Source organism: Streptomyces sp. SID3343, from assembly GCF_009865215.1.
GTDB lineage: Bacteria > Actinomycetota > Actinomycetes > Streptomycetales > Streptomycetaceae > Embleya.
On record NZ_WWJX01001296.1, the window covers coordinates 1 to 23,875 of the forward strand.

Consider the following 23,875-nt stretch of genomic DNA (forward strand, 5'->3'; position numbering starts at 1 on the left):
GGCGACGCCGCTCGCGGCGAAGACCGCGAGCAGGGCTTCGGCGGCGGGCCCGAAGTCGGCGCCGGTGGCCAGCGCCACGGGAGCCAGGTCGAGCAGCACGCCGTCCAGCGCCCGGGCCAGGTCACCCGGCGCGAGCGCGCCGTCGCCCACCTGGAGGAAGACGGACGTGACGCCGTTCTCCAGATCCGCGAGCACCGACTCGTTGGCGCGGGCCGGGTCGGGGTCGGCGTGCGACTGGCGCACGTCCCAGCCCTCGGCGGTGTGGCCGGCGGCGCGGGAGCCGCGCACGAAGGGACTCAGGCCCGGCACGCCCGGATCGGCGCCCGCCTGGGTGTACAGCGGCGACAGCTTGATGTCGTCATAGGTAGTGGTCGCGAGCAGGTCCTCGGGGTGCTCGGGCGTGTCGTTCTCGCCCAGCACCTTCGATTTGCGGAGCACGCCGGCCACGAGGCGCTGCCATTGTTCCCGCGTGGGTTGCGGGAACTGGCTCGCGAAGGTGGACCCGGTAGACGTGCCGCCATCGACAGTAGCCTCCGTCATGCCCCGCATCGTAGGGACCGAAGGGGCCGATGAATACGCAGACCTGATGTGACGTCAGCCCTACCGCGTGATCACGCCCGTGACCTGCGCCGAGATCCTTGCCCGTTTCTTTCACTCGAACGGGTGCCGGCACCAGGTCGCCGGAACGCGAGCCGAGACGACGGTGTCACCCGGATGGTTCCGTCCCCGCGTGCGGAATCGATCACATCGCGCGCCCTGCCACAGGCGGGCCCCTCAACGGTGGCTACCATGGCCGGGGCCGGGCGACCGATACCCGGCCGGGCCGACCGACATCCAGAGGGTCCGACAGAACAAGCGGACACCCTCCCAGCCGGCCGCGTCCCCCTTGTACCGCACCCGGAGGGTAGTTTCCGTGCCGGCTGGAACGCTCTACCGCGGCCGGGAAGGCATGTGGTCCTGGGTGGCTCATCGAGTCACCGGCGTCCTCATCTTCTTCTTCCTGTTCGCGCACGTCCTCGACACAGCGCTCGTCCGCGTCTCTCCCGAGGCGTACGACCAGACGATCGAGATCTACAAGAACCCGTTCGTCAACCTGATGGAATACGGGCTGGTCGCGGCCGTCCTGTTCCACGCGCTCAATGGTCTGCGGATCATCGCGGTGGACTTCTGGGAGAAGGGGCCGCGCTACCAGAAGCAGATGCTGTGGACGGTCCTGGCACTCTGGCTGATCCTGATGGCCGGCAGCGCTCCGCGCATCCTGGAGCACTCCTTCAAGTCCATCTTCGGGAGCTGACGTGTCCGCCACCATCGAGAACGCGCCCAAGATCCACGGCGGCGGTCCGGCCATCGAGTCCCCGCGCAGCAAGCGTTCGCCGCGCTCGACGAAGACCAACTTCGAGCTCTACAGCTGGCTGTTCATGCGGCTGTCGGGTGTCCTGCTGGTCGTGCTCGTCCTCGGCCACCTGCTCATCCAGCTCGTGCTGGACGGCGGTGTGACCCGGATCGGCTTCGCGTTCGTCGCCGGCCGCTGGGCGTCGCCGTTCTGGCAGTCGTGGGACCTGATCATGCTGTGGCTCGCCGAGCTGCACGGTGTCAACGGTCTGCGCACGATCATCAACGACTACGCGGAGCGGGACCAGACCCGGTTCTGGCTCAAGGCGCTCCTTTACACGTCCGCGCTGATCGTGCTTTTCCTGGGGACCTTGGTGATCTTCACCTTCGACCCGAACATCGGCAGCTGACCAGTACCCGAGGACTGAACGAGCATCATGCAGACCCACAAGTACGACACCGTCATCGTCGGCGCGGGCGGCGCCGGCATGCGCGCGGCCCTGGAGTCGAGCAAGCGCAGCCGTACCGCCGTACTGACCAAGCTGTACCCCACGCGTTCGCACACCGGCGCGGCGCAGGGCGGCATGTGTGCCGCGCTCGCCAACGTCGAGGAGGACAACTGGGAGTGGCACACGTTCGACACGGTCAAGGGTGGTGACTACCTCACCGACCAGGACGCCGCGGAGATCATGTGCAAGGAGGCGATCGACGCCGTCCTGGACCTGGAGAAGATGGGTCTCCCCTTCTCCCGGACCCCCGAGGGCCGGATCGACCAGCGTCGGTTCGGCGGCCACACCCGCGACCACGGCAAGGCCGCCGTGCGCCGGTCCTGCTACGCGGCGGACCGTACCGGCCACATGATCCTCCAGACGCTGTTCCAGAACTGCGTCAAGCAAAACGTCGAGTTCTACAACGAGTTCTACGTGCTCGACCTGCTCCTGGCCGAGGACGAGGCGGGCAACAAGACCACGTCCGGCGTGGTCGCCTACGAGCTCGCCACCGGCGAGATCCACGTCTTCCAGGCCAAGTCGGTCATCTTCGCGACCGGCGGCTTCGGCAAGGTCTTCAAGACCACGTCCAACGCGCACACCCTCACCGGTGACGGCATGGGCATCGCGTGGCGTCGGGGACTGCCGCTGGAGGACATGGAGTTCTACCAGTTCCACCCGACCGGCCTGGCCGGCCTGGGCATCCTGCTCACCGAGGGCGCCCGCGGCGAGGGCGGCATCCTGCGCAACGCCGACGGCGAGCGCTTCATGGAGCGCTACGCGCCGACCATCAAGGACCTCGCGCCGCGTGACATCGTCGCGCGTTCGATGGTCCTGGAGGTGCTCGAAGGCCGGGGCGCGGGTCCGAACAAGGACTACGTCTACCTCGACCTGACCCACCTGCCGGCGGCGCAGATCGAGGAGAAGCTCCCCGACATCACCGAGTTCGCGCGCACCTACCTGGGCGTCGAGCCGACCACCGAGCTGGTCCCGGTCTACCCGACCGCGCACTACGCGATGGGCGGCATCCCGACCAACGTGGACGCCGAGGTGCTCTCGGACAACACCACGGTCGTGCCGGGCCTGTACGCGGCCGGCGAGGTCGCGTGCGTGTCGGTGCACGGCTCGAACCGGCTGGGCACCAACTCGCTGCTCGACATCAACGTGTTCGGCCGGCGCGCGGGCATCGCCGCCGCCGAGTACGCCACGTCGCACGAGTTCGTCGAGCTGCCGGAGGCTCCCGAGACCACGGTCGTCGAGCTGATCGAGCGGCTGCGCGACAGCGCGGGCACCGAGCGGGTCGGCGCGATCCGCGGCGAGATGCAGGAGACGATGGACGCCAACGCCGGCGTCTACCGCACCGAGGAGACGCTCAAGCAGGCGCTCTCCGACATCAAGAGCCTGCAGCGCCGCTACCTGAACGTCTCGATCCAGGACAAGGGCAAGCGGTACAACACCGACCTGCTGGAGGCGATCGAGCTGGGCTTCCTGCTCGACCTGGCCGAGGTCCTGGTCGTCGGTGCGCAAAACCGCAAGGAATCCCGCGGCGGGCACGCCCGCGAGGACTTCCAGGCGCGTGACGACGAGAACTTCATGAAGCACACGATGGCCTTCCGCGAGGTCGACGCGAAGGGCGAGCACTCGATCCGCCTGGGCTACAAGCCGGTCGTCGTCACCCGCTACCAGCCGATGGAGCGTAAGTACTGATGACTGCCGTAGTGGAAGAGTCCGCGCCCGGGACCGGGCACGGCAACACGGCCGCCGAGCGCGACCACACCCTGATCACCATCACGCTGCGGATCCGCCGGTTCAACCCGGAGACGGACGCCGAGCCGCACTGGCAGGATTTCCGGGTCGAGGCCGACCCGACCGAGCGCATCCTGACCGCGATGATGAAGATCAAGGCGGAGCAGGACGGTTCGCTGACCTTCCGCCGCTCGTGCGCGCACGGCATCTGCGGCTCGGACGCGATGCGCATCAACGGCCGCAACCGGCTGGCGTGCAAGACCCTGGTCAAGGACTTGGACATGTCCAAGCCGATCACGGTCGAGGCGATCAAGGGCCTCAAGCTGGAGAAGGACCTCGTCGTCGACATGGACCCGTTCATGCAGGCGTACAAGGACGTGATGCCGTTCCTGATCACGTCGGGCAACGAGCCGACGCGCGAGCGTCTGCAAAGCCCCGAGGACCGCGAGAGGTTCGACGACACCACCAAGTGCATCCTGTGCGCGGCGTGCACCACGTCGTGCCCGGTGTTCTGGAGCGACGGGCAGTACTTCGGCCCGGCCGCGATCGTCAACGCGCACCGGTTCATCTTCGACTCGCGGGACGAGGGCGCCGAGGAGCGCCTGGAGATCCTCAACGAGAAGGAGGGTGTGTGGCGTTGCCGCACCACCTTCAACTGCACCGAGGCGTGCCCGCGTGGCATCGAGGTCACCAAGGCGATCCAGGAGGTCAAGCGCGCGCTGATCTTCCGTCGCGTGTGATCGGTTGACGTCGAAGGGCCCGGTACCGCGTTTCCGCGGCGCCGGGCCCTTGGGTTTTCCGGGGTTTTCTAGAGCTTCTCGGTGGCGCGCACGCGGTCGGCCTGGCGCAACGCCGCCGCGCGCAACGCGGTTTCGGCGTCGACGCCTTGGCGGCCCGCGAGGTCGGTGATCGCCAGCAGGAGGTCACCGATCGCGTCCGGGCCGGGGTAGTCGTCGGGGTCCAGGCCCGCGGGCAGCGCGGGGGACGCGACGGTCAGGCCCGAACGGTGGGTGCGGGAGAGCGTCTTCGCCGCCAGGGCCAGTGCCGGTTGGCTCATCGCGATGCCGTCCATGGCCGATTCCCGCTCGGACTTCTCCGCCGCTTTGAGCGTGTCCCAGTTGGCTTCGACCGCCTCCGGCGTGTCCGCCTCGACGTCCGCGAACACGTGCGGGTGACGGCGGATCAGTTTCTCCACGATGGCGCCGGCCACGTCGTCGATGGAGAACGGGTCGGCCTCGTCCTCCTGTGCGACGCGGGCGTGGAAGAACACCTGCATCAGCACGTCGCCGAGTTCCTCGCGCAGGTGGTCGCGGTCGCCGGAGTCGATCGCGTCGACCAACTCGTAGGTCTCCTCGACCAGATAGCGTGCGAGGGACTCGTGGGTCTGCTTCGCGTCCCACGGGCAACCACCCGGCGAACGCAGTCGGTCCATCACCGCGACCAGGTCGAACAACCGCGCGCCGGGCAGGTCCCACGCACCGGGCAGCAACTCGATCTCGGGGATCGCCTCCCCGCCCTCGGCGCTCGCCGCGAGGGCGGCCAACGCCGGGGCCAGGCCCGGGTCGCCGTCGGTGGCGGCGAGCCACACCACGAGTCCCGCGCGGGCCCGCTCCACGAGCAGGGCGGCCGTCGCGCGCGGCCCCTCGGCGAGGTCGACGATCTCGGCCTCGACGCTGGCCTCGCCCAGATACGGCAACTGCGGGTGATCCGCGTCCGCCGTCAGGACGCACCCGGTCGGCGAGTCGGCGGCCTCGCGCAGCGATTGCCACGCGGGCCAACTCAACAGACCGGGGGCGACCCGGTGGGTCCCGGCGAGCAGGACGAGACGGTGCTCGTCGACGGGCGGCGGTACGAAGGAAGGCGAGTCGCTCACCGGGCCACCCTACGGGCCGGGCCGCCTCGTCAGACCCCGGCGGGCGGCGCGGCCGGGTTGTCGGCGAGCCATCCGTACACGGCGGGCTTGGTGCTCAACGTGGCCGCGTCCCACGCGCCGTAGCGCGGGTTCAGCTTGATCTTCATCGAATTCGCCACCTCGGCGAGGTAGGCGTCGATCCGATCGGAAGCATCGGGCGCCGCGGGGTTGATGCCGCGGGCCTTGGCGATCTCCTGCCGGAGCAGGCTGGTGCGCAGGACGTCGTCGATCTCGTCCGGCAACACCATGTTCTGCAGGAACTTGTTCTGCAACGCCTCCGGGCCGCCGATCTGGGCCTCCACCTGGCGTCGGGCCGCGAGCACCTTCGTCGCGGTGGTGGAGACGCCGGCCTGCGACGCGGCCTCGTCGACGATCCTTCGGTAGATCATCTGCACCAGGCCGGCCTGGTTGGCGTTCAGCTGGGCGGTCGTCCCCGCGAGGGACGCGTTGCGTTGCTCGTACGCCTTCTCCAGGTGGTTCACCTTGGCGTTGAGGGTCGAGATCTCGATGCGGTCCCCGCCGACCGTGGCGGCGGCTCCGGCCTTGGACTCCGAGCACCCCGACACGGCGAATCCGGCGACGAGCACGAGGCCGACCGCGGTCAGCCGGGTGCGGGGCGCGGACCACCGACGACGGGTGGCGGGGTCGACAGGAACGGAACGCGACGTGCGACTCACACGAACTCCCGAGGCTCGATGGCGCTGTGACGGCGCTGCGAATGCTGGACACGGCAAGCGTGCGACCCGTGACCAACGATCAAAGATACGGCTGGGCACGCCCGAAGTCCGCAACTTCTGCCGGCGGAAGTGCCGCAGGGGCCAACTACGTCCCGGCCCGCTCCTTCGGACGCACCGAACGCCACCGAAACGCCCTCGGAAACACCATCGTTCACAGGTCTTGTGTTGACATGGTTCACAGGGATTGCTTTCATTGACATGTCAGCCGAGCGGATGACGTGAAACCGAGAGGAACCCTCCATGTACGAGTCGAGCGCGCCCCCCGCGTACGGACAGCACATGCAGCAGGCCCCCGTCCGACTGCGCAACGGGATGGGCACGTCGGCGCTGGTTCTGGGGATCATCGGTGCCGTCTCCGGCGTCGTCCCGCTCATGTTCTGGCTCGCGGGCATCCTGGGGCTGTTGGCTTTGATCTTCGGTCTGGTCGGCCGCAGCCGGGCCAAGCGCGGTGAGGCGACCAACAAGGGCAAGGCCACGGCGGGCGCGATCCTGGGCCTGGTGTCGCTGATCCTGTCCGTGGTCGGCGCGGTCCTGCTCTTCAAGGCGGCCGAGGACGTCGTCGACAAGGTGGACAAGGTCCTCAACGAGGACGGCGTGGCGCTGTCCAAGGGCTCGCCCGGCACCGAGGCCGGCAAGCCGCTGGGCGCGGATCGACCGCTGCCGTTCAACAACGGCCTCTCGTTCACCGCGTCCCCGGCGAAGCCCTACACCGACCCGGACAAGCCCGGGAAGGCCGTGGTCTTCGACGTCACCGTCGTCAACAACGGCACCAAGGACGTCGACCTCGCGTTGGCCAACCTCGACGCGGTCGCCGGCGGCGGCGAGAAGATCTACGCGAGCGCGGACGGCATCGACGGCCGTTTCGAGGGCACCCTCGCCCCGGGCAAGAGCGTGACCAAGAAGTTCGCCTTCACCGTCGCGTCGGGCGACAAGCTCGTCCTGGAGGTCAACGGCGGCTTCATCGGCAACCGCGGCTTCTGGTCGCTGCCGGTGTCGTGATCGATCCGGACGACGGCAGCGGGGCCGGGCGACACCTCACGGGTGTCGCCCGGCCCCGCCGTCGTGGTGCTACCTCTTCGCCGCGATCGGCTCCAACAGGATCGCGTCGACCAGGTCCTGAGCCCACGTGAGCAGTGCGATGTCGCGCAGCGGTTGGCCGCCGATCCGCGCGGTCATCGGCTTGGGCACCAGGATCTGGTGCGTCGTCGTCTTGACCAGCGTCTTCGGATACAGCCGCTGGAGCCGCAGTTGCTGCGACTCGCGCAGGTCCACCGGCCCGAAGCGAACGAAGTTGCCCTGCAACGTGACGTCGGTCAGGCCCGCGCCGCGCACGTGTGCCCGGAACCGGGCGACCTCCAGGAGGTTCTCCACCGGCGTGGGCAACTTCCCGTAGCGGTCCACGAGTTCGGCCCGCACCGCGGCGATGTCGTCCTCGCACGTGATGGCCGCGATCCGCTTGTACGCCTCCAGGCGCAACCGCTCGCCGGGCACGAAGTCGTGCGGGACGTGGGCATCCACCGGGAGTTCGACCCGGATGTCGCCGACCTCCTCGGCGCCCTCGCCGCCGGCCGCGAGCTCCTTGTACTGGTTGACCGCCTCGCCCACCATGCGCACGTACAGGTCGAAGCCGACGCCCTGGATGTGGCCCGACTGTTCGCCGCCGAGCAGGTTGCCCGCGCCGCGGATCTCCAGGTCCTTCATCGCCACGAACATGCCCGCGCCCATCTCGGTGTGCTGGGCGATCGTCGCGAGCCGCTCGTGGGCGGTCTCGGTCAGCGGCTTCTCCGGCGGGTACAGGAAGTACGCGTAGGCGCGTTCGCGGCCACGCCCGACCCGGCCGCGCAGCTGGTGCAGCTGGGACAGACCGAAGTTGTCGGCCCGTTCCACGATCAGCGTGTTGGCGTTGGAGATGTCGATTCCGGATTCGACGATCGTCGTGCAGACCAGGACGTCGAACTCCTTCTCCCAGAAGTCGACGACGACCTGTTCCAGGGCGTTCTCGTTCATCTGGCCGTGCGCGATGGCCACCCGCGCCTCGGGTACGAGTTCGCGGATCTTCGACGCCGTCCGGTCGATCGACTCGACCCGGTTGTGGATGTAGAAGACCTGTCCCTCGCGCAGCAGTTCGCGCCGGATGGCCGCGCCGATCTGCTTCTCCTCGTAGGGACCGACGAAGGTGAGCACGGGGTGCCGTTCCTCGGGCGGCGTGGTGATCGTGGACATCTCGCGGATGCCGGTGACCGCCATCTCCAGGGTGCGCGGGATCGGCGTCGCGGACATGGTCAGCACGTCGACGTTGGCCCGCAGCTTCTTGAGCTGCTCCTTGTGTTCGACACCGAAGCGCTGCTCCTCGTCGACGATCACCAGGCCCAGGTCCTTGAACTTCGTCTCGTTCGAGAACAGCCGATGGGTGCCGATCACGATGTCGACCGAGCCCTCGCGGATGCCCTCCAGGACCGCCTTGGCCTCGGTGTCGCTCTGGAAGCGCGACAGCGACTTCACCACGACGGGGAACTGCGCGTAGCGCTCGGCGAAGGTCGAGAAGTGCTGCTGCACGAGCAGCGTCGTGGGCACCAGGACGGCCACCTGCTTGCCGTCCTGGACCGCCTTGAAGGCCGCGCGCACGGCGATCTCGGTCTTGCCGTAGCCGACGTCGCCACAGATCAGCCGATCCATCGGGATCGGCTTCTCCATGTCGCCCTTGACCTCCTCGATCGAGGACAGCTGGTCGGGCGTCTCGGCGTAGGGGAACGCGTCCTCCAGCTCGCGCTGCCACGGCGTGTCGGGGCCGAAGGCGTGCCCGGGGGCGGCCATCCGCGCCGAGTAGAGCTTGATCAGGTCGCCGGCGATCTCCTTGATCGCCTTCTTCGCCTTGGCCTTGGTCTTGGCCCAGTCGGCGCCGCCGAGGCGGTGCAGCGACGGGCTCTCGCCGCCGACGTACTTGGTGACCTGTTCCAGTTGGTCGGTGGGCACGAACAGGCGGTCGCCCGGTTGGCCGCGCTTGGCCGGCGCGTACTCCAGGACGAGGTATTCGCGCTGCGCGCCCTGGACGGTGCGCTGGACCATCTCGACGTAGCGGCCGACGCCGTGCTGCTCGTGCACGACGAAGTCGCCGGTCTTGAGCTGGAGCGGGTCGACCATGTTGCGGCGCCGGCTGGGCAGTCTGCGCATGTCCTTGGTGGAGGTGCGCTGACCGGAGACGTCCTGCTCGGTGAGCACGAGGGTGCGCAGCGGCTCCGAGCTGAAGCCGTGCCCGATGCAGCCGGTCGTCACGTGCACGATGCCGGTGTCGGGCACCGACGGCAGATCGCCGTCGAACCGGGCGGCGACGCCCTCGTTGGACAGTGTCTCGACGAACCGGGCGGCCGGGCCCTGACCTTCGGTGACCAGGACGACCCGCCAGTCCTCGGCGAGGCGGCCCTTGATGTCGGCGAGCACCCGCTGCGAGTCGCCCCGGTAGGACTCGACCTCGCTCGCGCCGATCTCGGCGCCGTCGTCCTCGACGTCGGCGGCGAACGGGCTCAGCGACCACCACGGCACGCCGATCTCGCGGGCGTGTGCGCGCACGTCGGCCAGGCTCCACAGCGACGCGGCGCCCAGGTCCACGGGGCTCTCGCCGCCGCCGGCCGCGGCCGCCCAGGAGGCGTCCAGGAACTCACGGCTGGTCGCCACGAGGTCACTCGATCGGGTGCGTACCCGCTCGGGGTCGCACACCAGGACGTGGCTGCCGACGGGCAGCACGTCGAGCAGGAGCTCCATGTCGTCCACGAGCACGGGGGCGAGCGACTCCATGCCCTCGACCGCGATGCCCTCGGAGATCCGACCGAGCATGTCGACCAGGCTCGGGTGTTCGTCGAGCAGTGCGCGGGCCCGCTCGCGGACCTCGTCGGTGAGCAGCAGTTCCCGGCACGGGGGTGCCCACAGGCCGTGCTCGGCGGTCTCCAGGGAGCGCTGGTCGGCGATCTTGAACCAGCGGATCTCCTCGACCTGGTCACCCCAGAACTCGACCCGGAGCGGGTGCTCCTCGGTCGGCGGGAACACGTCGAGGATGCCGCCGCGGACGGCGAACTCGCCGCGCTTCTCGACCAGGTCCACGCGGGCGTAGGCGGCGGCCGCGAGTTGCTCCACGACCGTGTCCAGCTCGATGTCCTGTCCGGCGACCAAAGCCACCGGTTCGAGCTCGCCCAGGCCCTTGACCTGCGGTTGGAGTACCGAGCGAATGGGGGCGACGACGACCTTGAGCGACCCGGTGCCGGCGTCGGCGGCCCCTCCCGAGGTCGGGTGCGCGAGTCGGCGCAGCACCGCGAGGCGCCGCCCGACGGTGTCCGAGCGCGGGGACAGCCGCTCGTGCGGCAGTGTCTCCCACGAGGGGTATTCCACGACGGAGTCCTCGGGCAGCAGCGACCCCAGGGCCGCGACGAGGTCCTCGCACTCGCGGGTGGTGGCGGTGACCGCCAGTACGGGCCGATCCGCGTGGGCCGCGACGGCGGCCACCACGAACGGTCGCAGCGCCGGTGGTCCGACGAGATCGAGGGCGGTACCGCGGCCCTCGGACGCGGCCCGCACCGCCTCGGCGACGGCGGGGTCCTGGACGACGATGTCAAGCAGACCGGTCAGGCTCATGGGCCGGTTGGATCCTCCGCAACGCGAACGGCCCCGACCTTGGAAAAGGACCGGGGTTCCCCCTCAACACTACGCCTCAACGGGTCGGTACCGCCTGTGTGACGAGGCCGTCACTGTGACCAGTACCGCCTACCCCTACCCCTTGGCAATGCGACTGTTAGGGGGTCCAATGGGCCCCGGACAGGAATCTGACGGGTCGTCGGATTTCTTCGGTCGGTCACTCACCGGGGTGTGGGTCGGCGGGCCGCGGGGAATCCGGGCAGCGGCTGGACCAGGGGAGACGACGGACACGATGAGCAGCGCGCAGCAGAAGCTCTACATCGGCGGCGAGTGGGTCGAGCCCGAGCGCGGTCACTACGAAGTGATCGATCCGGCGACCGAAAAGGTCGTGGGACTCGCGCCGGAGGCGTCGGTGGAGCAGGCGAACGCGGCCACCGCGGCTGCGGCGGAGGCGTTCGGCACGTGGTCGCGCACGACCCCGGAGGAGCGCGCGGGCATCCTGGACCGGGCTGCGGACCTCTTCCTCAAGATGGGCGGCGAGGTCGTACCGCTGGCCTCGGCCGAGACCGGCGCGACGCTCGCGGTCGCGGGCATGATGCAGCTGGGCACGACGTACTCGCGGTTCAAGCGCTACGCCAAGGGCGCCCTGGAGCCGACCGAGTTCGCGATCAACCCCCAGGCGACCCCGGAGACCGCGCTGAGCAAGGCGGGCATCTTCGGCGCGGTCGAGATCCGCCAGCCGGTCGGCGTGGTCACCTGCATCACGTCGTACAACAACCCGCTCGCGAACACCGCGGGCAAGGTCGCGCCGGCCCTGGCGATGGGCAACACGGTCGTGGTCAAGCCCGCGCCGCAGGACCCGCTGGCGGTGTACAAGATGGCCCAGGCGCTCGAAGAGGCCGGTCTGCCGCGCGGCGTGCTCAACATCATCACCGGTTCCGGGGTGGACGTCTCCGAGGCGACCGTCGACTCGCCCTACGTGGACATGGTGAGCTTCACCGGTTCGACGCTGATCGGATCGCGGATCGCGCAGGTCGCGGGCCGCACCTTCAAGCGTCAGTTGATGGAGCTCGGCGGCAAGGGCGCGTGCATCGTGCTCGACGACGCCGACCTGGACGCTGCGGTCAAGGGCATCGGCACGGTGTGGAGCTTCTACGCCGGGCAGATCTGCACCGCGCCCACCCGGGTGATCGCCCAGCGCGGCATCTACGACCGTCTGGTGGAGCGGCTCGCGGAGCACGCCAACGGCCTCAAGATCGGCAACCCGCTCGACCCGGCGACCCAGGTCACCCCGGTCATCTCGGCGGTGCAGCGCGGTCGGGTCGAGGCGCTGATCGCCAAGGGCCGCGAGGAAGGCGCCCGGCTGGTCGTCGGCGGTGAGCGTCCGGACTTCGAGAAGGGCTTCTACGTGGCCCCGACGCTGTTCGCGGACGCGACCAACGCGATGACCATCGCGCGGGAGGAGTTCTTCGGCCCGGTCGTGACGGTCATCCCGTTCGACGGCGACGAGGAGGAGGCGATCCGGATCGCCAACGACTCGGACTACGGTCTGATCTCGTACGTCTTCGCAGGCGAGACCACGCGCGCCTACGGCATCGCGCGCCGGCTGCGCTCCGGCGGGGTCAGCGTGAACACGGTCGGCCGCAACATGGAGGCCCCGTTCGGCGGTTTCAAGCAGTCCGGTATCGGCCGCGACTGCGGCTCGGCCGCCCTCGCGGCGTACAGCGAGACCCAGAGCATCGTCTGGCCCAGCGCCTGACCCCACCGGTCGGGCCCGGCGCCCGACCTCACGATCGCGAACGGCCCCGGGATCCTTCCCCGGGGCCGTTCGCACGCGCGCACCGAAACGATCTCGGGGTCGACGGGCGAAACCGCTTCGCGGACACCTCTCGGCGCCGAGATCGTTCAAGTCGGGAATGGGGTTTACCAGGTGGGGGGAGGGCTGCTCCTCTAGCCTGATGGGCGGTTCGCGGCGTTCGGCCGCGGGCTTGTCAGGGGGGATTTTCGCGATGCCGCAGCCGCAACGTCTCGTCCGGGCCTGGTCGGTGCGCGCGGGGGCCGCGCGCACGCAGGTCGAGGCGGGAGTTCGGGCCCGGCGGTGGTTGTGGTTCCGGGCGGCTTTCCCGGACATCGAGCGGTTGCGGGTGGTGGACCTGGGCGGGTCGACCGAGTTCTGGTTGCACGCGCCGGTCCGGCCCGCGCACGTACGGGTGGTCACCGACACGGACAAGTCCGCCGAGCTCACCTCGTGGCTGACCTGCGAGGCGGGCGACCCGCTTGCCACGTCCGGGAGTTGCGACGTCGTGGTGTGCGACGGGCTGCTGGACCGACTGGCCGCACCGGCCGATCGGGCCACACTGGCCGACGTCGTGCACGCGCTCGGCGAGCGCTACTGGGTCCGCGCGTCCGCGCGCGCGCATCCGCTCGATCCGCAGACCTCGCTGCCCGCCGTACATCTGCTGCCCGACCGTGTCCGGTCGCGCATCGGCGGCGCGGCGCCCGACGTGTTCCCGGCCCGGCGCGCCGAACTGACGGCGCGTTTCCCGGGGGCGGTCGTCCGCGGTGAGCGGGTGGCGGGCCTGGTCGCGTCGTACGTGGTGGCCAAACCGCGAGCCGACCACGTCCCCGGTCACACCTGACGTTGTGTCACCAACCGCTCGGGGGTGGGCGGTTGTGCCAATGAGGGGGAGTCTCGGATGCGTGTTGTCATCGCCGGACAGGGCTATGTCGGACTGCCGTTGGCGGTTCGCGCGGCACAGGTGGGCCACGACGTGGTCGGCTACGACGTCGACGAGGGGCGGATCAAAAGGCTCGCGGCGGGCGAGTCCTATGTCGAGGACATCGCGTCGAAAGCGGTCCGGGAGATCCTGGACGCGGGTTCGTATCGGGCCACCACCGAGCCGCGCGATCTCGGCGGCTACGACATCGCGGTGATCACCGTGCCGACACCGCTGCGCGAGGGCATACCGGACCTGACGTACATCGAGGGGTGCGCGCGCACGCTCGCGCGCTACCTGCGCCCCGGCGCGTGCGTGGTGCTCGAATCGACCACGTATCCGGGGACGACCGAGGAGTTGGTGGGCCCGATCCTGGAGGAGGGCTCGGGCCTGACGATGGGTCGCGACTTCCATCTCGGTTACAGCCCCGAGCGGATCGACCCCGGCAACCCGACCTGGAACCTCGTCAACACACCCAAGGTGGTGTCGGGGATCGACGCGGCCTCGCTGGCGGTCGTGGAGGGCTTCTACGCCTCCCTGGTGGAGCGGGTGGTGCCGGTCTCGACACCGAAGGAGGCCGAACTGGTCAAGTTGATCGAGAACACGTTCCGCCACGTCAACATCGCCTTGGTCAACGAAGTCGCGATGTTCGCCCACGACTTGGGCATCGACGTGTGGGAGGCGATCGACGCGTGCTCGACCAAGCCGTTCGGGTTCATGCGCTTCACGCCCGGTCCCGGGGTCGGCGGGCATTGCCTGCCGATCGACCCGTCCTATCTGTCGTGGCGCGTGCAGCGCGCGCTCGGACAGAGCTTTCGCTTCGTGGAGTTGGCCAACGACGTCAACAACCACATGCCGGACTACGTGATTCGTCGGCTCACCGCCGCGTTCAACACCCGGCGTCGGTCGGTCAACGGCTCCCGCGTGCTGCTCGTGGGGCTCGCCTACAAGAAGAACACCGGTGACGCCCGGGAGTCGCCGTCGGCGGACGTGGCCCGGCTGTTGCTCAACCTGGGCGCCGAGGTGACGGCCGCGGATCCACACGTGGACACCGCGCAGGTGGTGGACTCACGACTGCGACGGGTGGACCTGACGGCGGAGACGGTCGCGGCCGCGGACGCGGTCGTACTGCTCGTGGATCACGACGACATGGACCTGGATCTGGTGCGCGCGGCCGAGTATGTCCTGGACTGCCGGCGGGTGTTGGGGCCCGGTCCCCACATCGAGGTGCTGTAGGCGCGGGTGCGCCGCGGTGCGCGGCGGTCGTGGGCTTCGACCGCCGCGCGCCTTGGGGGCTTTCGGTCCTACCTGTACTCGACGACCCTCGTGTTGTGCCCGGTTGCCTTGGTGTGCACCTTCGCCGCCACCTGAGCCGCATCCTTCGACCGGTACCGCTGGCGATCACCGTCGGTCTTCGACGCGCAACCGCTCTCCTGGCAGACCCATCCCCAAGTGCTCATGGACGACAACCTCCCGGACCTCACCGACGCCACTCGCGTCCCGACCGGCGGGGAGCGAACGACTTGGACGGGCACACCGCAGCACTTGTCGCGGCCTCGTGTCCGGCGCGCGGCTCGCCGGGACACTCTCGTGACAGAACCGGGACGATCCGGAGAAAAACGTTTTCTTTTCGACGAGAGAACGCGTCGCTTCCGACACACAAAGGATGCGATATCGCGATCCATATGTTTTTCCGGTAATTGCGATGGATGGGTGGCGGAGGCTCCCTCGCAGGGGTGACACTCGCGAGGCGGACCGCCGGCCTACCGATGCGAGGCGAGGCGTTGTGTCAGCCTGAGCCGACCTCGTGTCGGCCGGTTCCGGCCGCGAACGACCCGTCGGGACGGGGCAGGACGGGCGACTCTTCTTCGGGTGCGCGGGACCGCGGGACCCGCCGCGCGTTCGAGGTGTCACTCGGTGGTCGACAGGTCTCGCTCGGTCATCGGCAGGGCTCGCCCGGCTGTCGGCGCATGTCGCTCGGCTGTCGGCCGATGTCGCTCGGCTGTCGACGGGTGTCGACCCGCTGTCGGGCCGGGTGCTCGTCTCCCGCCGGGGCCACCCGCAACGGCACCGTGCCGCCCGCGACGCACTCACCGGTGTCCAGGCGCCACTTCCAGTGGTGGCGCGGACACTCCAGGACGCCCGCCTCGATCTCGTCGTGGGTCACGTCCGCGTGCGCGAGGTCCTCGCCCGCGTGCGGACAAAACCGCTGCATCCGCACCCCGCAGCGCTCGATCGACTCGCCGCTCGCCGCCGATTCGCGTTCGCGGACCATCTGCATGGTCTGCGCCGGGTGGTCGCCGTAGCGCAACAGGCTCATCAGGGTCAGGTCGAACACGTCGGGGTCGCGGGCCAGGCCCAGGCGCATCGACAGCAACGCCTCCTCCCAGCCGACCCGGCCGTCCACGATCGCGCGCAGGATCCGTTGCGGGACCTCGATCGTGTAGGCGGGATCGACGGGCTCGTCCTCCAGGACGATGTCGCCCGCGATCCGGCCCAACCGCACCGACCACGAACCGCCGTCCGCGGTCAGCCGGATGTCCTTGCGCCAGTCGCCGAGGAATCGCCTGTTCCAGCTCTGCAGGCGGGCGAAGTACGCGTCCAGCTCGGCCGGGCCGACCGGCTCGAACGCGTGCGTCGCATCGGCTCGCCACTCGGCCTCGCGGCGCTCTCGGTAGGCCGTCAGGTAGGCGGGTGTGCGGGCGTGCTCGACCGGGCCGCTCGGCGCCGCCAGGTCGTCCCCGGGGGCCGCCTCCAGGACGCGCACGGTGGGGCACGCGGCGGCGAAGTCGTCGGCGAACGCCTCCCACAGTGGGAAGATCGTCGCGTCCCGGTCGTTGTACCGGGCCAACTCCGGGTCCAGGAAGACCGGCGGACCCGCCGACGGCAGATAGGCGCGCGCACCGGTCAGCGCGACCTTGCGCACCAACGTGTCGAACAGGTCGGAGCGCACCTCGGCGGTCTTCTTGCGCTGCAACTCGTCGGGATAGGCGTAGGCGTTCGGATACCACATCGCGCCGGAGAACTGCGCCGACAACAGGTCGACGTCGCCCGGGAGTTCGCTCAGCGGCGTGTTGCAGTCGTTGAGGTCCAGGAAGCGGAAGCCGTCGAGGTCGACGAGCAGACCGCTGTCCTCCTTGTGGCTGGTGTCGAGCAGCATCGTGAGCGTGAAGCCCGGCGCGGCCTCGAACGACTCGCGATGGCCGAGCACGACCTGATCGTGAAAGCCCAGCGCGGTCATCCGGCGCACGAGCGAGCGGGAGCGATAGCGGGGCAGCACGACGCGCACGTCACGATCGAGTTCGGCAACCACCCGCTCGTCGAAGTGGTCCTCGTGCGTGTGCGAGAGGTACAGCAGGTCGTGTCGACCCGTCAGCACGTCCGGCAGCAGCTCGCGGTTGTCCGGGAAAGGGAACCACGAGCCGAGAAAGGCCGGATGGAACCACGGGTCGATCAACAGGCGCAGCCCCGCGTGTTCGACCGTGAAGCCGGCGTGCCCGAGGTAGCGGATCGCGCCGGGGCGAACGGACCTCACAGCCGACTCAGCGCTCCCGCGAGCACCTCCGCGACCCGCTCCTGCTGCCCGGCGGTGAGCTGCGGGAACAGCGGAAGCGTCAGGATTTCCTCGGCCGCGCGCTCGGCGACCGGGAAGTCGCCCTTGGCATGGCCGAGTTCGCGGAAGGCGGGCTGAAGGTGGACCGGTACGGGATAGTGCACGCCCGCGCCCACGCCCGCCTCGTTCAGCAGTGCGAGCACCTTGTCCCGCTCGGGCACGCGCACCGCGTACAGGTGCCACACGTGCTCGTTGCCGGGCGCCGTCCGCGGCAACCGGACCCCGTCGAGGTTCGCGAGCAGCGAGTCGTAGCGGGCCGCCGCCGCGCGCCGCGCGACGTTCCAGTCGGCGAGCCGACGCAGCTTCGCCCGCAGCACCACCGCCTGGACGGTGTCCAGACGCGAGTTGAAGCCGAGCCGGGTGTGCACGTACTTGCGCGACGAGCCGTGGTCGCGCAGTTCGCGCAGCACGAGATCGTGCGCGTCGTCGCCGGTCACAACGGCCCCTGCGTCGCCGTACGCGCCCAGGTTCTTGCCCGGGTAGAAACTCGTCCCGGCGATGCCGTTCGGGCCCCACGAGCCCGGCCCGCGGCCGTCCTGGGTGGCTCCCTGGGCCTGCGCCGCGTCCTCGACCAGGAACGCCCCGCGCGCCCGCGCCAACGCCTCCAGTGCGCCCATCGGGGCCAGTTGGCCGTTCAGGTGCACCGGCACCAGGGCCGCGGCCCCCACCGGCCCGGCCGACGCCTCCGCGGCCCGCTGCGGGTCGAGCAACAGGAACTCGTCGTCCACGTCGGCGAACACCGGCCGCCCCCCGGCCCGCACCACCGCCTCCGCGGTCGCCGTGAACGTGTTCGCCGGCATCACCACACCGCCGCCCGCGGGCAGGCCCAGCGCTCGCAGCGCAAGTTCGATCGCGTCGGTCCCGTTGGCCACCGCTACACAGTGCGCGACGCCCGTGAAGGCGGCGAACTCCCGCTCGAACTCCGCCACATCGGGACCGCCCACGAACGCGCACGCGGCCAGGACCCGAGCCCAACCGGCCTCGACCTCGGCCGCGACCTCGGCATGCGCCGCGGCCAGGTCCACCAACGGAATCCGGTCCAGGTCAGCGCTCATCGCCCATCTCCCCCTCGTGTAATCCGTGCATCTCGGCGGGCACCGGAGCCGACCGCAGTCGGCGGGCCGGAGTGCCCGCCCACACCTCGGCCGGCGGCACGTCCCGCGTCACGACCGAGCCCATCCCCACGAGCGACCACGCGCCGACCCGGCAGTGCTCGCGCACCATCGCGCCGGCGCCCAGATACGCCCCTCGTTCGACCGCCACCCCGCCCGCGAGCCGCACTCCCGCGGCCAACGTGGCGAACTCGCCCACGGTGTCGTCGTGGGTGAGCACGACGTGCGGCATCGTGTGCACGTGCGCGCCCACCGACACCGCCGTGGTCAACACGGTCTGCGCCATCAACACCGAACCCGGGCCCACGTCGCACGTGCGCGGCACCACGGCCGTGCTGTGCACGAGCGTGGCCCACCGGTCGTCGGGCAGGCCGAGCCGGGTCACGATCCGCGCCCGGCTCCACCAGTTCGTCGGGCTGCCCGTACACACCACCACGAGCGCGTTCGGCCACCGGTGCACCGCGTCCGAGCCGCCGAGCACGGGGACGCCGTCGACGACGGTGTCCGCCCGGGCCGGGTCGTCGTCGAGGAACCCGAGCAGCCGCCAGCCCGAACTGCCGTGCAGGGCACGGAAGTCGCGGATCGAGGCGGCGGTCTCCCGGGCGAAGCCCCCGGCGCCGACGATCAGCAGGTCGCGAAAGGTCACCGGACCGCCGCGGTCCGCGCCCCGGCCGCAGCGCGCAACGCCGCCACGACCCGGTCCTGCTGGTGCTCCGTCAGGTCGTGGAACAGCGGCAGGATCAGCGAGTCCCGGGTCAGCCGCTCGGTCACGGGCAACGGCACGTGCTCGACGTCGGCGTAGACCGGCTCCAGGTGCGCGGCCATGATCCCCCGGCGCGCCGAGACCCCCTCCCGGGCCAGCGCGCCGAGCAGGTCGTCGCGCGACATCGGGAAGTCGGCCGGCAGCAACACCCAGAACGCCTGGTGGTTCGTCGTCCCGTACCCGGGATCCGCCGGCGTCACGAGCCCGGGCAGGTCGGCGAGCAACTCGCGGTATCGTGCGGCCAGTTCGCGCCGCCGGGCGACCATGGCCGGCAGTTTGCCCAACTGCACGAGGCCGACCGCCGCCTGGATGTCGGTCATCCGGTGGTTGAAACCCAGTTCGTCGTAGGTCTCCACGACCGGCGCCCCGCCCGCCCGGTCCGCCGCGTCGCGATCGGCCGCGCTCACGCTCATGCCGTGCTCGCGCAACCGGCGCAGCCGCGGCGCGGCCTCCGCGCGCGCGACGGTGACCATGCCGCCCTCGCCCGTGGTCAGCAGCTTGCGCGGGTGGAAGGAGAACGTCGCGTACACCGCGCCCGCCCCCACCGGACGGCCCTTGTACGTCGAGCCCGCCGCACACGCCGCGTCCTCCACGACCACGATGCCGCGCCGGTCCACGAGCGCCCGCATGCCGTCGAGGTCCGCCGGGATGCCGCCCTGGTCGACCAGGATCACCGCGCGCGTCGCCGCGGTGAGCACCGGCTCCACGGTGGCCGCGGTCAGGTTGCCCGTCGCGAGTTCGACATCGGCGAACACCGGCCGCGCGCCCACGTAGCGCACCGCGTTGGCGGTCGCCACGAACGACAGGGACGGCACCACGACCTCGTCGCCCGGGCCCACCCCGGCGTTGATCAACGCGAGGTGCAGCGCGGTCGTGCACGAGGACACCGCGACCGCCGCGGGCACCTCGACGTGGGCCGCGAAGGCCCGCTCGAAGGCCGCGACGCGCGGCCCCTGGGCCACCCATCCCGACCGCACCGCGTCGGCTGCCGCCTCGGCCTCCTCGTCGCCCAGCCAGGGCCGCATCACCGGAATTCGTTCCACGCCGCCACCCATGTCGCTCCCCCACCCCGTCCTGCTAGATCGCGTTGCGCCACCACGCCACCAAGCGGCGCAGTCCCTCGTCGATCCCCACCTCGGCCGTGAAGCCCAACTCCCGTGCCGCCTTGGACGTATCGGCCAGACGCCGGGTCACGCCGCCGCTCGCGCGCGCCGGTCCGTACTCGATCGACAGGTGTCCCGCGTCCATCACCGCGAGCAGCCGCTCCGCGAGTCCGCGCAGCGAAGTCTCGCTGCCGGAGGCGATGTTGAACACTTCACCGCTCGAAGCGCACTGCGCGGCAAGCAGGTTCGCGCGGGCGATGTCGTCGGTGTAGACGAAGTCCATGGTCTGGAGTCCGTCGCCGAAGATCAACGGGGGTTCCCCCTTGCCGATCCGCTCCATCCAGCGGATCAGCACCTCCGTGTACAGACCGTGCACGTCCATCCGGGGCCCGTAGACGTTGAAGTAGCGCAGCGCGACGTAGTCGAGGCCGTACATCGCCCGGAAACTGCGCAGCAGGCCCTCGTTGAACAACTTGGCCGCGCCGTAGATCGTGTCGTTGTCGTACGGATGGTGCTTCTCCGCGGTCGGGAACTCCTCGGCGAGTCCGTAGACCGACGCCGAGGACGACGTGACGACCTTGCGCACGTCGGCCGCGACCGCGGCCTCCATGACGTCGTAGGTGCCGTCGACGAGCACTTCGAGGGCGAGCCGCGGCTCCTCGACGCACTGGGTGATCCGGATCGCGGCGAGGTGGAACACCACGTCGGTGCCCGGCATGACGCGCGCGAGCAGCGGCCGATCGCGGATGTCGCCGTCGATCAGCTCGACCCGGTCGTCGGTCAGGGCGGCTGCCAGGTTGCCCCGGTGACCGCGCGTCAGGTTGTCGAGCACGACCACCCGTTCGGCGCCCGCCGCCAGGAGTCGGTCCACGATCGTGGAGCCGATCGTCCCGGCGCCACCGGTGACCACACAGCGCGATCCGGCGAGTTCGACACTCATCGGTTCTCCCCCACGGCGACAGTGGCGCCGTCCAGTTCCAGGCTGCGCGAGGCGGCTTCGAGAATTTCCAGGACGCGCAGGCCCGCGCGTCCGTCGGTCAGTGCGGGCCGCGAGGTGGCGATGGCGTCGGCGAACTCGGCCATCACCGCGCGCAGAGCCTCGGTCTCCGGCAGCGCGGGCAGGACCACGTCGCCCACCCGGTAGGAGATGAGTTTTTGCCGACGGGCCTCGTGGGAAAGCGCGGCGTCCTCGCCGAGGTCGATCCCGCGGTCGTGCACCTGGAGCCGGGCGGCCGGATTGGTGTCGTCCCACACGAGCGTGCGCCGGGAACCGCCGATCATCGTGGTGCGGACCTTGGTCGGCGAGAGCCAGTTCACGTGCACGTGCGCCAACGCGCCGTTGTTCAGCCGCAACACGAGGTAGGCCAGGCACGCCCGGCCGGTGCCCAGCGGGTCGGCGCCGTGCGCCGACACCGACACCACGCGCGTGCCCGGCGGCAGGACGAAGTCCAGGATCGACAGGTCGTGCGGCGCCAGGTCCCACAGCACGTCGACGTCGGGTTGGACCAACCCGAGGTTGATCCGCACCGAGTCGAAGAAGCGGACGTCGCCGATCTCACCGCCGTGGATCATCTCGCGGATGCGCCGGACCACGGGCATGTAACAGAACGTGTGATCGCACATCAGGGTCAGCCCCGAACGTTCGGCCAGTTCGACGAGCTTGACCGCGTCGGCGTGATTCGAGGTGATCGGTTTCTCGACCAAAACGTGCTTGCCCGCTTCGAGCGCGGCCGCGACCAGTTCGAAGTGCGTCGAGGCGGGCGTCGCGATCGCGACGGCCCGCACCAGGGGGTCCGCCAACACGTCCGCGTATGACGAGGTCACCCCCACTGTGCTGTACTCCCCCAGGACCGCTCGTGCGCGCACCTCGTCGAGATCACACAACCACCGCACGCGTAACGCGGGCGTCGCCTGCGCGTTGCGCACCAGATTCGGCCCCCAGTAGCCGGCCCCTATGACGGCAAGCCCGATGGCTTGCCCCGACCCGGAATTCGGCATGACGAAACGTCAACTCCTCGGCACCCCCCGGCCGCGCGGGCCCAGCCGCCGCACGGCACCCCCACCTGAACGAAGCTAGCGTTCGATCTCGTTCGCCGCGGCCCAACCGGGAAATCAACCGCCTTCGCGGGCCGGCAAAGATCTTTCCCGGTGTCCCGGTTGCACGCGACGCGAAGACGTTTGGCACGCTGTTACACGCACAGTCACCGATTCGACCGTCGACGGCACCCGGACGGCACCCACGGACACCGGGCACGACGCACGACACGACGATCACGGAAACCACGGCAAGCACGGAAACCACGGCAATCACGGCAATCACGGCAGCGATCACAGCAATGACAGTGCAATCAGCGCATCACGGCATTGCGAGCGAGAGAAAGGGACGCCACGTGGCCGCGGGTACCCCGACGACGACACTGGCGAAGGAACGCACGGCGCAACCGGACCCGGACGCCCTGCCCGTCGTCGACGACGAGCCCGAGCCGAGCGCGCCGCGCGCGACCCGCGAAAGCATCCTCCCGGCGATCGCCGCCGCGCTGTTCGTGGGCAAGCGCGTACGCACCCGCGCCGGCGCCAAGGGCGACACGGTGCCCACCCCGCACCCGCTCGTCCGGGAATTCCTGGTCGCGCTGCCCGCCGAGTCGCTGGAGCGCTGGCGGGGCCGCTGCCCGGAGGTCGAGTTGCTCTCCGAGCACCTTTTCGAGGCCGAGGCGATCCGCAGCAAGCGCGCCGCCAGGCGGCCGTTCACCATGCAGGACGCGCGTCGCTCGCTGCGGGGGGCCAAGGTGACCCTGCGCCGGATCCGCGAGGACGGCGACCCGCAACACGACACGTATCAACCGCCGTGTCGATCGTGCACCCCGATGCTCGACCACTTCGGCGTCACACCGACGGAAAGCCCCTGACGTGTCGCGCTTTTCCACCGATGTCATTCACGAACTCAAGCGCGCGGGCTGGACGGTGGGCCGCCGCCGGCTCACCCAGGCCGAGACGTGGGCGCGTCAGGTCAGCGACCACGAATCGCCCGACGGGCATCGGCACAGCGTCTTCCCGGCCGCGCTCGACGCGTGGGCCGAGTTCGGCACGCTGCACTTCGCGATCACCGGGCCCGGCAAGGACGTTGTGCGCCGGCCGTTCACCATCGATCCCACCCGAGGTCTGCACCTGCCGCGTACGCTGACCGACCTGGGCCGCGCGCTGGGCACCCCGCTCGCGCCGCTGGGCGACGAGGACGGCGGCAGCGCCTACCTGGCGATCGACCCGAGCGGACGCGTGTTCGGCCTGGACCACACGGGCGAGTGGTTCATCGGCTCGTCGATGGACGTGGCCATCTCCACCTTGGTCCTGGGCAACGCCCCGGTAAGAATCCGCGACGACGGCAGCTTCTGAAGAGCGCGGCCCCCGGCCGCTCTCCTCGCTGCGCTCGTCGAACACTCGACGGGGGCCTGATCGGTGGGCGCTGACGCGCGGGGATCGTGGCCGGGTCCCGCTCTTGGGGGAAGCCCGGTCGTGGGCGCGAAGCGCCGTCGTCTGCGGCCGGCCCAGCGGGTTACGGGAACCTTGGTGCGGGAGGGGGCGGTTACGGGGGGCTCGGCGGGAGGGCGGGCCGGTTACGGGGAGCTCGGCGGGAGGGCGCGGCCAGGTACGGGGAGCTCGGCGGGAGGGCGAGGCCAGTTACGGGGAGCTCGGCGTTGCTTTTTTCTAGAAGCCGGCTCGCGAAGCACCACT

The 23,875-nt window shown here is 70.1% G+C and carries 19 protein-coding genes and 1 pseudogene; 10 read left to right on the forward strand and 10 right to left on the reverse strand.

Annotation, left to right across the window (positions count from 1 at the left end; translation table 11 throughout):
- Positions 1 to 540: methylmalonyl-CoA mutase family protein (locus GT354_RS40295; RefSeq protein ID WP_237535930.1), on the reverse strand; the 540-nt coding region annotated here is incomplete at its 3' end.
- Between the two features lie 373 nt (positions 541 to 913).
- On the opposite strand from GT354_RS40295, the gene sdhC reads away from it, so the two are divergent.
- The 4 genes and pseudogenes from sdhC (at position 914) to GT354_RS40315 (ending at position 4,306) form a co-directional block, all read left to right on the forward strand.
- Positions 914 to 1,294, forward strand: coding sequence for a succinate dehydrogenase, cytochrome b556 subunit (gene sdhC, locus GT354_RS40300; RefSeq protein ID WP_161361453.1), 381 nt, complete (start codon positions 914 to 916; stop codon positions 1,292 to 1,294).
- A 52-nt stretch (positions 1,295 to 1,346) separates the two neighbouring features.
- A pseudogene (locus GT354_RS40305) lies at positions 1,347 to 1,742 on the forward strand (succinate dehydrogenase hydrophobic membrane anchor subunit); the annotation flags it as partial.
- Positions 1,743 to 1,769: 27 nt separating this feature from the next.
- A complete protein-coding gene (sdhA, locus tag GT354_RS40310; RefSeq protein WP_161361457.1) occupies positions 1,770 to 3,527 on the forward strand; it encodes a succinate dehydrogenase flavoprotein subunit in 1,758 nt (585 codons plus the stop codon).
- Positions 3,527 to 4,306 (forward strand): succinate dehydrogenase iron-sulfur subunit, encoded by a 780-nt coding sequence (locus GT354_RS40315; protein ID WP_237535931.1) that lies wholly within the window; start codon positions 3,527 to 3,529, stop codon positions 4,304 to 4,306. Before sdhA ends, GT354_RS40315 begins: the two co-directional genes overlap by 1 nt.
- A gap of 68 nt (positions 4,307 to 4,374) precedes the next feature.
- On the opposite strand, the gene GT354_RS40320 is transcribed toward GT354_RS40315, so the two are convergent.
- Positions 4,375 to 5,439 carry a MazG family protein gene (locus tag GT354_RS40320; protein WP_346012392.1) on the reverse strand — a complete coding sequence of 355 codons (1,065 nt, stop codon included), beginning with the start codon at positions 5,437 to 5,439 and terminating at the stop codon, positions 4,375 to 4,377.
- 29 nt (positions 5,440 to 5,468) lie between these two features.
- Entirely contained in the window at positions 5,469 to 6,155 is a 687-nt protein-coding gene (locus tag GT354_RS40325) for a SurA N-terminal domain-containing protein (protein ID WP_161361459.1), read from the reverse strand.
- Between the two features lie 300 nt (positions 6,156 to 6,455).
- On the opposite strand from GT354_RS40325, the gene GT354_RS40330 reads away from it, so the two are divergent.
- On the forward strand, positions 6,456 to 7,214 hold the full coding sequence (locus GT354_RS40330; RefSeq protein ID WP_161361461.1) for a DUF4190 domain-containing protein: 759 nt from the start codon (positions 6,456 to 6,458) through the stop codon (positions 7,212 to 7,214).
- Between the two features lie 69 nt (positions 7,215 to 7,283).
- Here the strand turns inward: GT354_RS40330 and mfd are convergent, their stop codons facing one another.
- On the reverse strand, positions 7,284 to 10,838 hold the full coding sequence (gene mfd, locus GT354_RS40335; RefSeq protein ID WP_161361463.1) for a transcription-repair coupling factor: 3,555 nt from the start codon (positions 10,836 to 10,838) through the stop codon (positions 7,284 to 7,286).
- Positions 10,839 to 11,130: 292 nt separating this feature from the next.
- Between mfd and GT354_RS40340 the strand changes: the two genes are divergently transcribed.
- From GT354_RS40340 to GT354_RS40350, 3 genes are all read left to right on the forward strand, one after another.
- Complete coding sequence (locus tag GT354_RS40340) at positions 11,131 to 12,597, forward strand: aldehyde dehydrogenase family protein (RefSeq protein WP_161361464.1); 1,467 nt, start codon at positions 11,131 to 11,133, stop codon at positions 12,595 to 12,597.
- Between the two features lie 250 nt (positions 12,598 to 12,847).
- The gene (locus GT354_RS40345; RefSeq protein ID WP_161361466.1) at positions 12,848 to 13,477 is read left to right on the forward strand and encodes a hypothetical protein; all 630 of its coding nucleotides are present in this window, start codon (positions 12,848 to 12,850) and stop codon (positions 13,475 to 13,477) included.
- Between the two features lie 57 nt (positions 13,478 to 13,534).
- Positions 13,535 to 14,791 (forward strand): nucleotide sugar dehydrogenase, encoded by a 1,257-nt coding sequence (locus GT354_RS40350; RefSeq protein ID WP_161361468.1) that lies wholly within the window; start codon positions 13,535 to 13,537, stop codon positions 14,789 to 14,791.
- 703 nt (positions 14,792 to 15,494) lie between these two features.
- Here the strand turns inward: GT354_RS40350 and GT354_RS56835 are convergent.
- Genes GT354_RS56835 through GT354_RS40380 form a run of 6 tightly spaced genes read right to left on the reverse strand, consistent with a single transcriptional unit; the run spans position 15,495 to position 22,144 of the window.
- Positions 15,495 to 17,090, reverse strand: coding sequence for an MBL fold metallo-hydrolase (locus GT354_RS56835; RefSeq protein ID WP_161361470.1), 1,596 nt, complete (start codon positions 17,088 to 17,090; stop codon positions 15,495 to 15,497).
- Entirely contained in the window at positions 17,087 to 18,223 is a 1,137-nt protein-coding gene (locus GT354_RS40360) for a DegT/DnrJ/EryC1/StrS family aminotransferase (RefSeq protein ID WP_161361473.1), read from the reverse strand. Before GT354_RS40360 ends, GT354_RS56835 begins: the two co-directional genes overlap by 4 nt.
- The gene (locus tag GT354_RS40365) at positions 18,213 to 18,926 is read right to left on the reverse strand and encodes an acetyltransferase (RefSeq protein WP_161361474.1); all 714 of its coding nucleotides are present in this window, start codon (positions 18,924 to 18,926) and stop codon (positions 18,213 to 18,215) included. Before GT354_RS40365 ends, GT354_RS40360 begins: the two co-directional genes overlap by 11 nt.
- Positions 18,923 to 20,086, reverse strand: coding sequence for a DegT/DnrJ/EryC1/StrS family aminotransferase (locus tag GT354_RS40370; protein ID WP_346012393.1), 1,164 nt, complete (start codon positions 20,084 to 20,086; stop codon positions 18,923 to 18,925). Before GT354_RS40370 ends, GT354_RS40365 begins: the two co-directional genes overlap by 4 nt.
- Positions 20,087 to 20,120: 34 nt before the next feature.
- Positions 20,121 to 21,086 carry an NAD-dependent epimerase/dehydratase family protein gene (locus GT354_RS40375; RefSeq protein WP_161361476.1) on the reverse strand — a complete coding sequence of 322 codons (966 nt, stop codon included), beginning with the start codon at positions 21,084 to 21,086 and terminating at the stop codon, positions 20,121 to 20,123.
- On the reverse strand, positions 21,083 to 22,144 hold the full coding sequence (locus tag GT354_RS40380) for a Gfo/Idh/MocA family oxidoreductase (RefSeq protein ID WP_161361478.1): 1,062 nt from the start codon (positions 22,142 to 22,144) through the stop codon (positions 21,083 to 21,085). Before GT354_RS40380 ends, GT354_RS40375 begins: the two co-directional genes overlap by 4 nt.
- A 392-nt stretch (positions 22,145 to 22,536) precedes the next feature.
- Between GT354_RS40380 and GT354_RS40385 the strand changes: the two genes are divergently transcribed.
- Positions 22,537 to 23,052 carry a YwqJ-related putative deaminase gene (locus tag GT354_RS40385; RefSeq protein ID WP_346012394.1) on the forward strand — a complete coding sequence of 172 codons (516 nt, stop codon included), beginning with the start codon at positions 22,537 to 22,539 and terminating at the stop codon, positions 23,050 to 23,052.
- 1 nt (position 23,053) lies between these two features.
- Positions 23,054 to 23,536 (forward strand): SUKH-3 domain-containing protein, encoded by a 483-nt coding sequence (locus GT354_RS40390; RefSeq protein WP_161361482.1) that lies wholly within the window; start codon positions 23,054 to 23,056, stop codon positions 23,534 to 23,536.
- Positions 23,537 to 23,875 lie beyond the last annotated feature (339 nt).

What these genes read in the sequence shown, in the direction of transcription:
- sdhA (WP_161361457.1), top strand. Translation starts at nt 1,770, where the DNA reads ATGCAGACCCACAAGTACGACACCGTCATCGTCGGCGCGGGCGGCGCC.
- GT354_RS40315 (WP_237535931.1), top strand. Translation starts at nt 3,527, where the DNA reads ATGACTGCCGTAGTGGAAGAGTCCGCGCCCGGGACCGGGCACGGCAAC.
- GT354_RS40330 (WP_161361461.1), top strand. Translation starts at nt 6,456, where the DNA reads ATGTACGAGTCGAGCGCGCCCCCCGCGTACGGACAGCACATGCAGCAG.
- mfd (WP_161361463.1), bottom strand. Translation starts at nt 10,838, where the DNA reads ATGAGCCTGACCGGTCTGCTTGACATCGTCGTCCAGGACCCCGCCGTC.
- GT354_RS40340 (WP_161361464.1), top strand. Translation starts at nt 11,131, where the DNA reads ATGAGCAGCGCGCAGCAGAAGCTCTACATCGGCGGCGAGTGGGTCGAG.
- GT354_RS40345 (WP_161361466.1), top strand. Translation starts at nt 12,848, where the DNA reads ATGCCGCAGCCGCAACGTCTCGTCCGGGCCTGGTCGGTGCGCGCGGGG.
- GT354_RS40350 (WP_161361468.1), top strand. Translation starts at nt 13,535, where the DNA reads ATGCGTGTTGTCATCGCCGGACAGGGCTATGTCGGACTGCCGTTGGCG.
- GT354_RS40360 (WP_161361473.1), bottom strand. Translation starts at nt 18,223, where the DNA reads ATGAGCGCTGACCTGGACCGGATTCCGTTGGTGGACCTGGCCGCGGCG.
- GT354_RS40375 (WP_161361476.1), bottom strand. Translation starts at nt 21,086, where the DNA reads ATGAGTGTCGAACTCGCCGGATCGCGCTGTGTGGTCACCGGTGGCGCC.
- GT354_RS40380 (WP_161361478.1), bottom strand. Translation starts at nt 22,144, where the DNA reads ATGCCGAATTCCGGGTCGGGGCAAGCCATCGGGCTTGCCGTCATAGGG.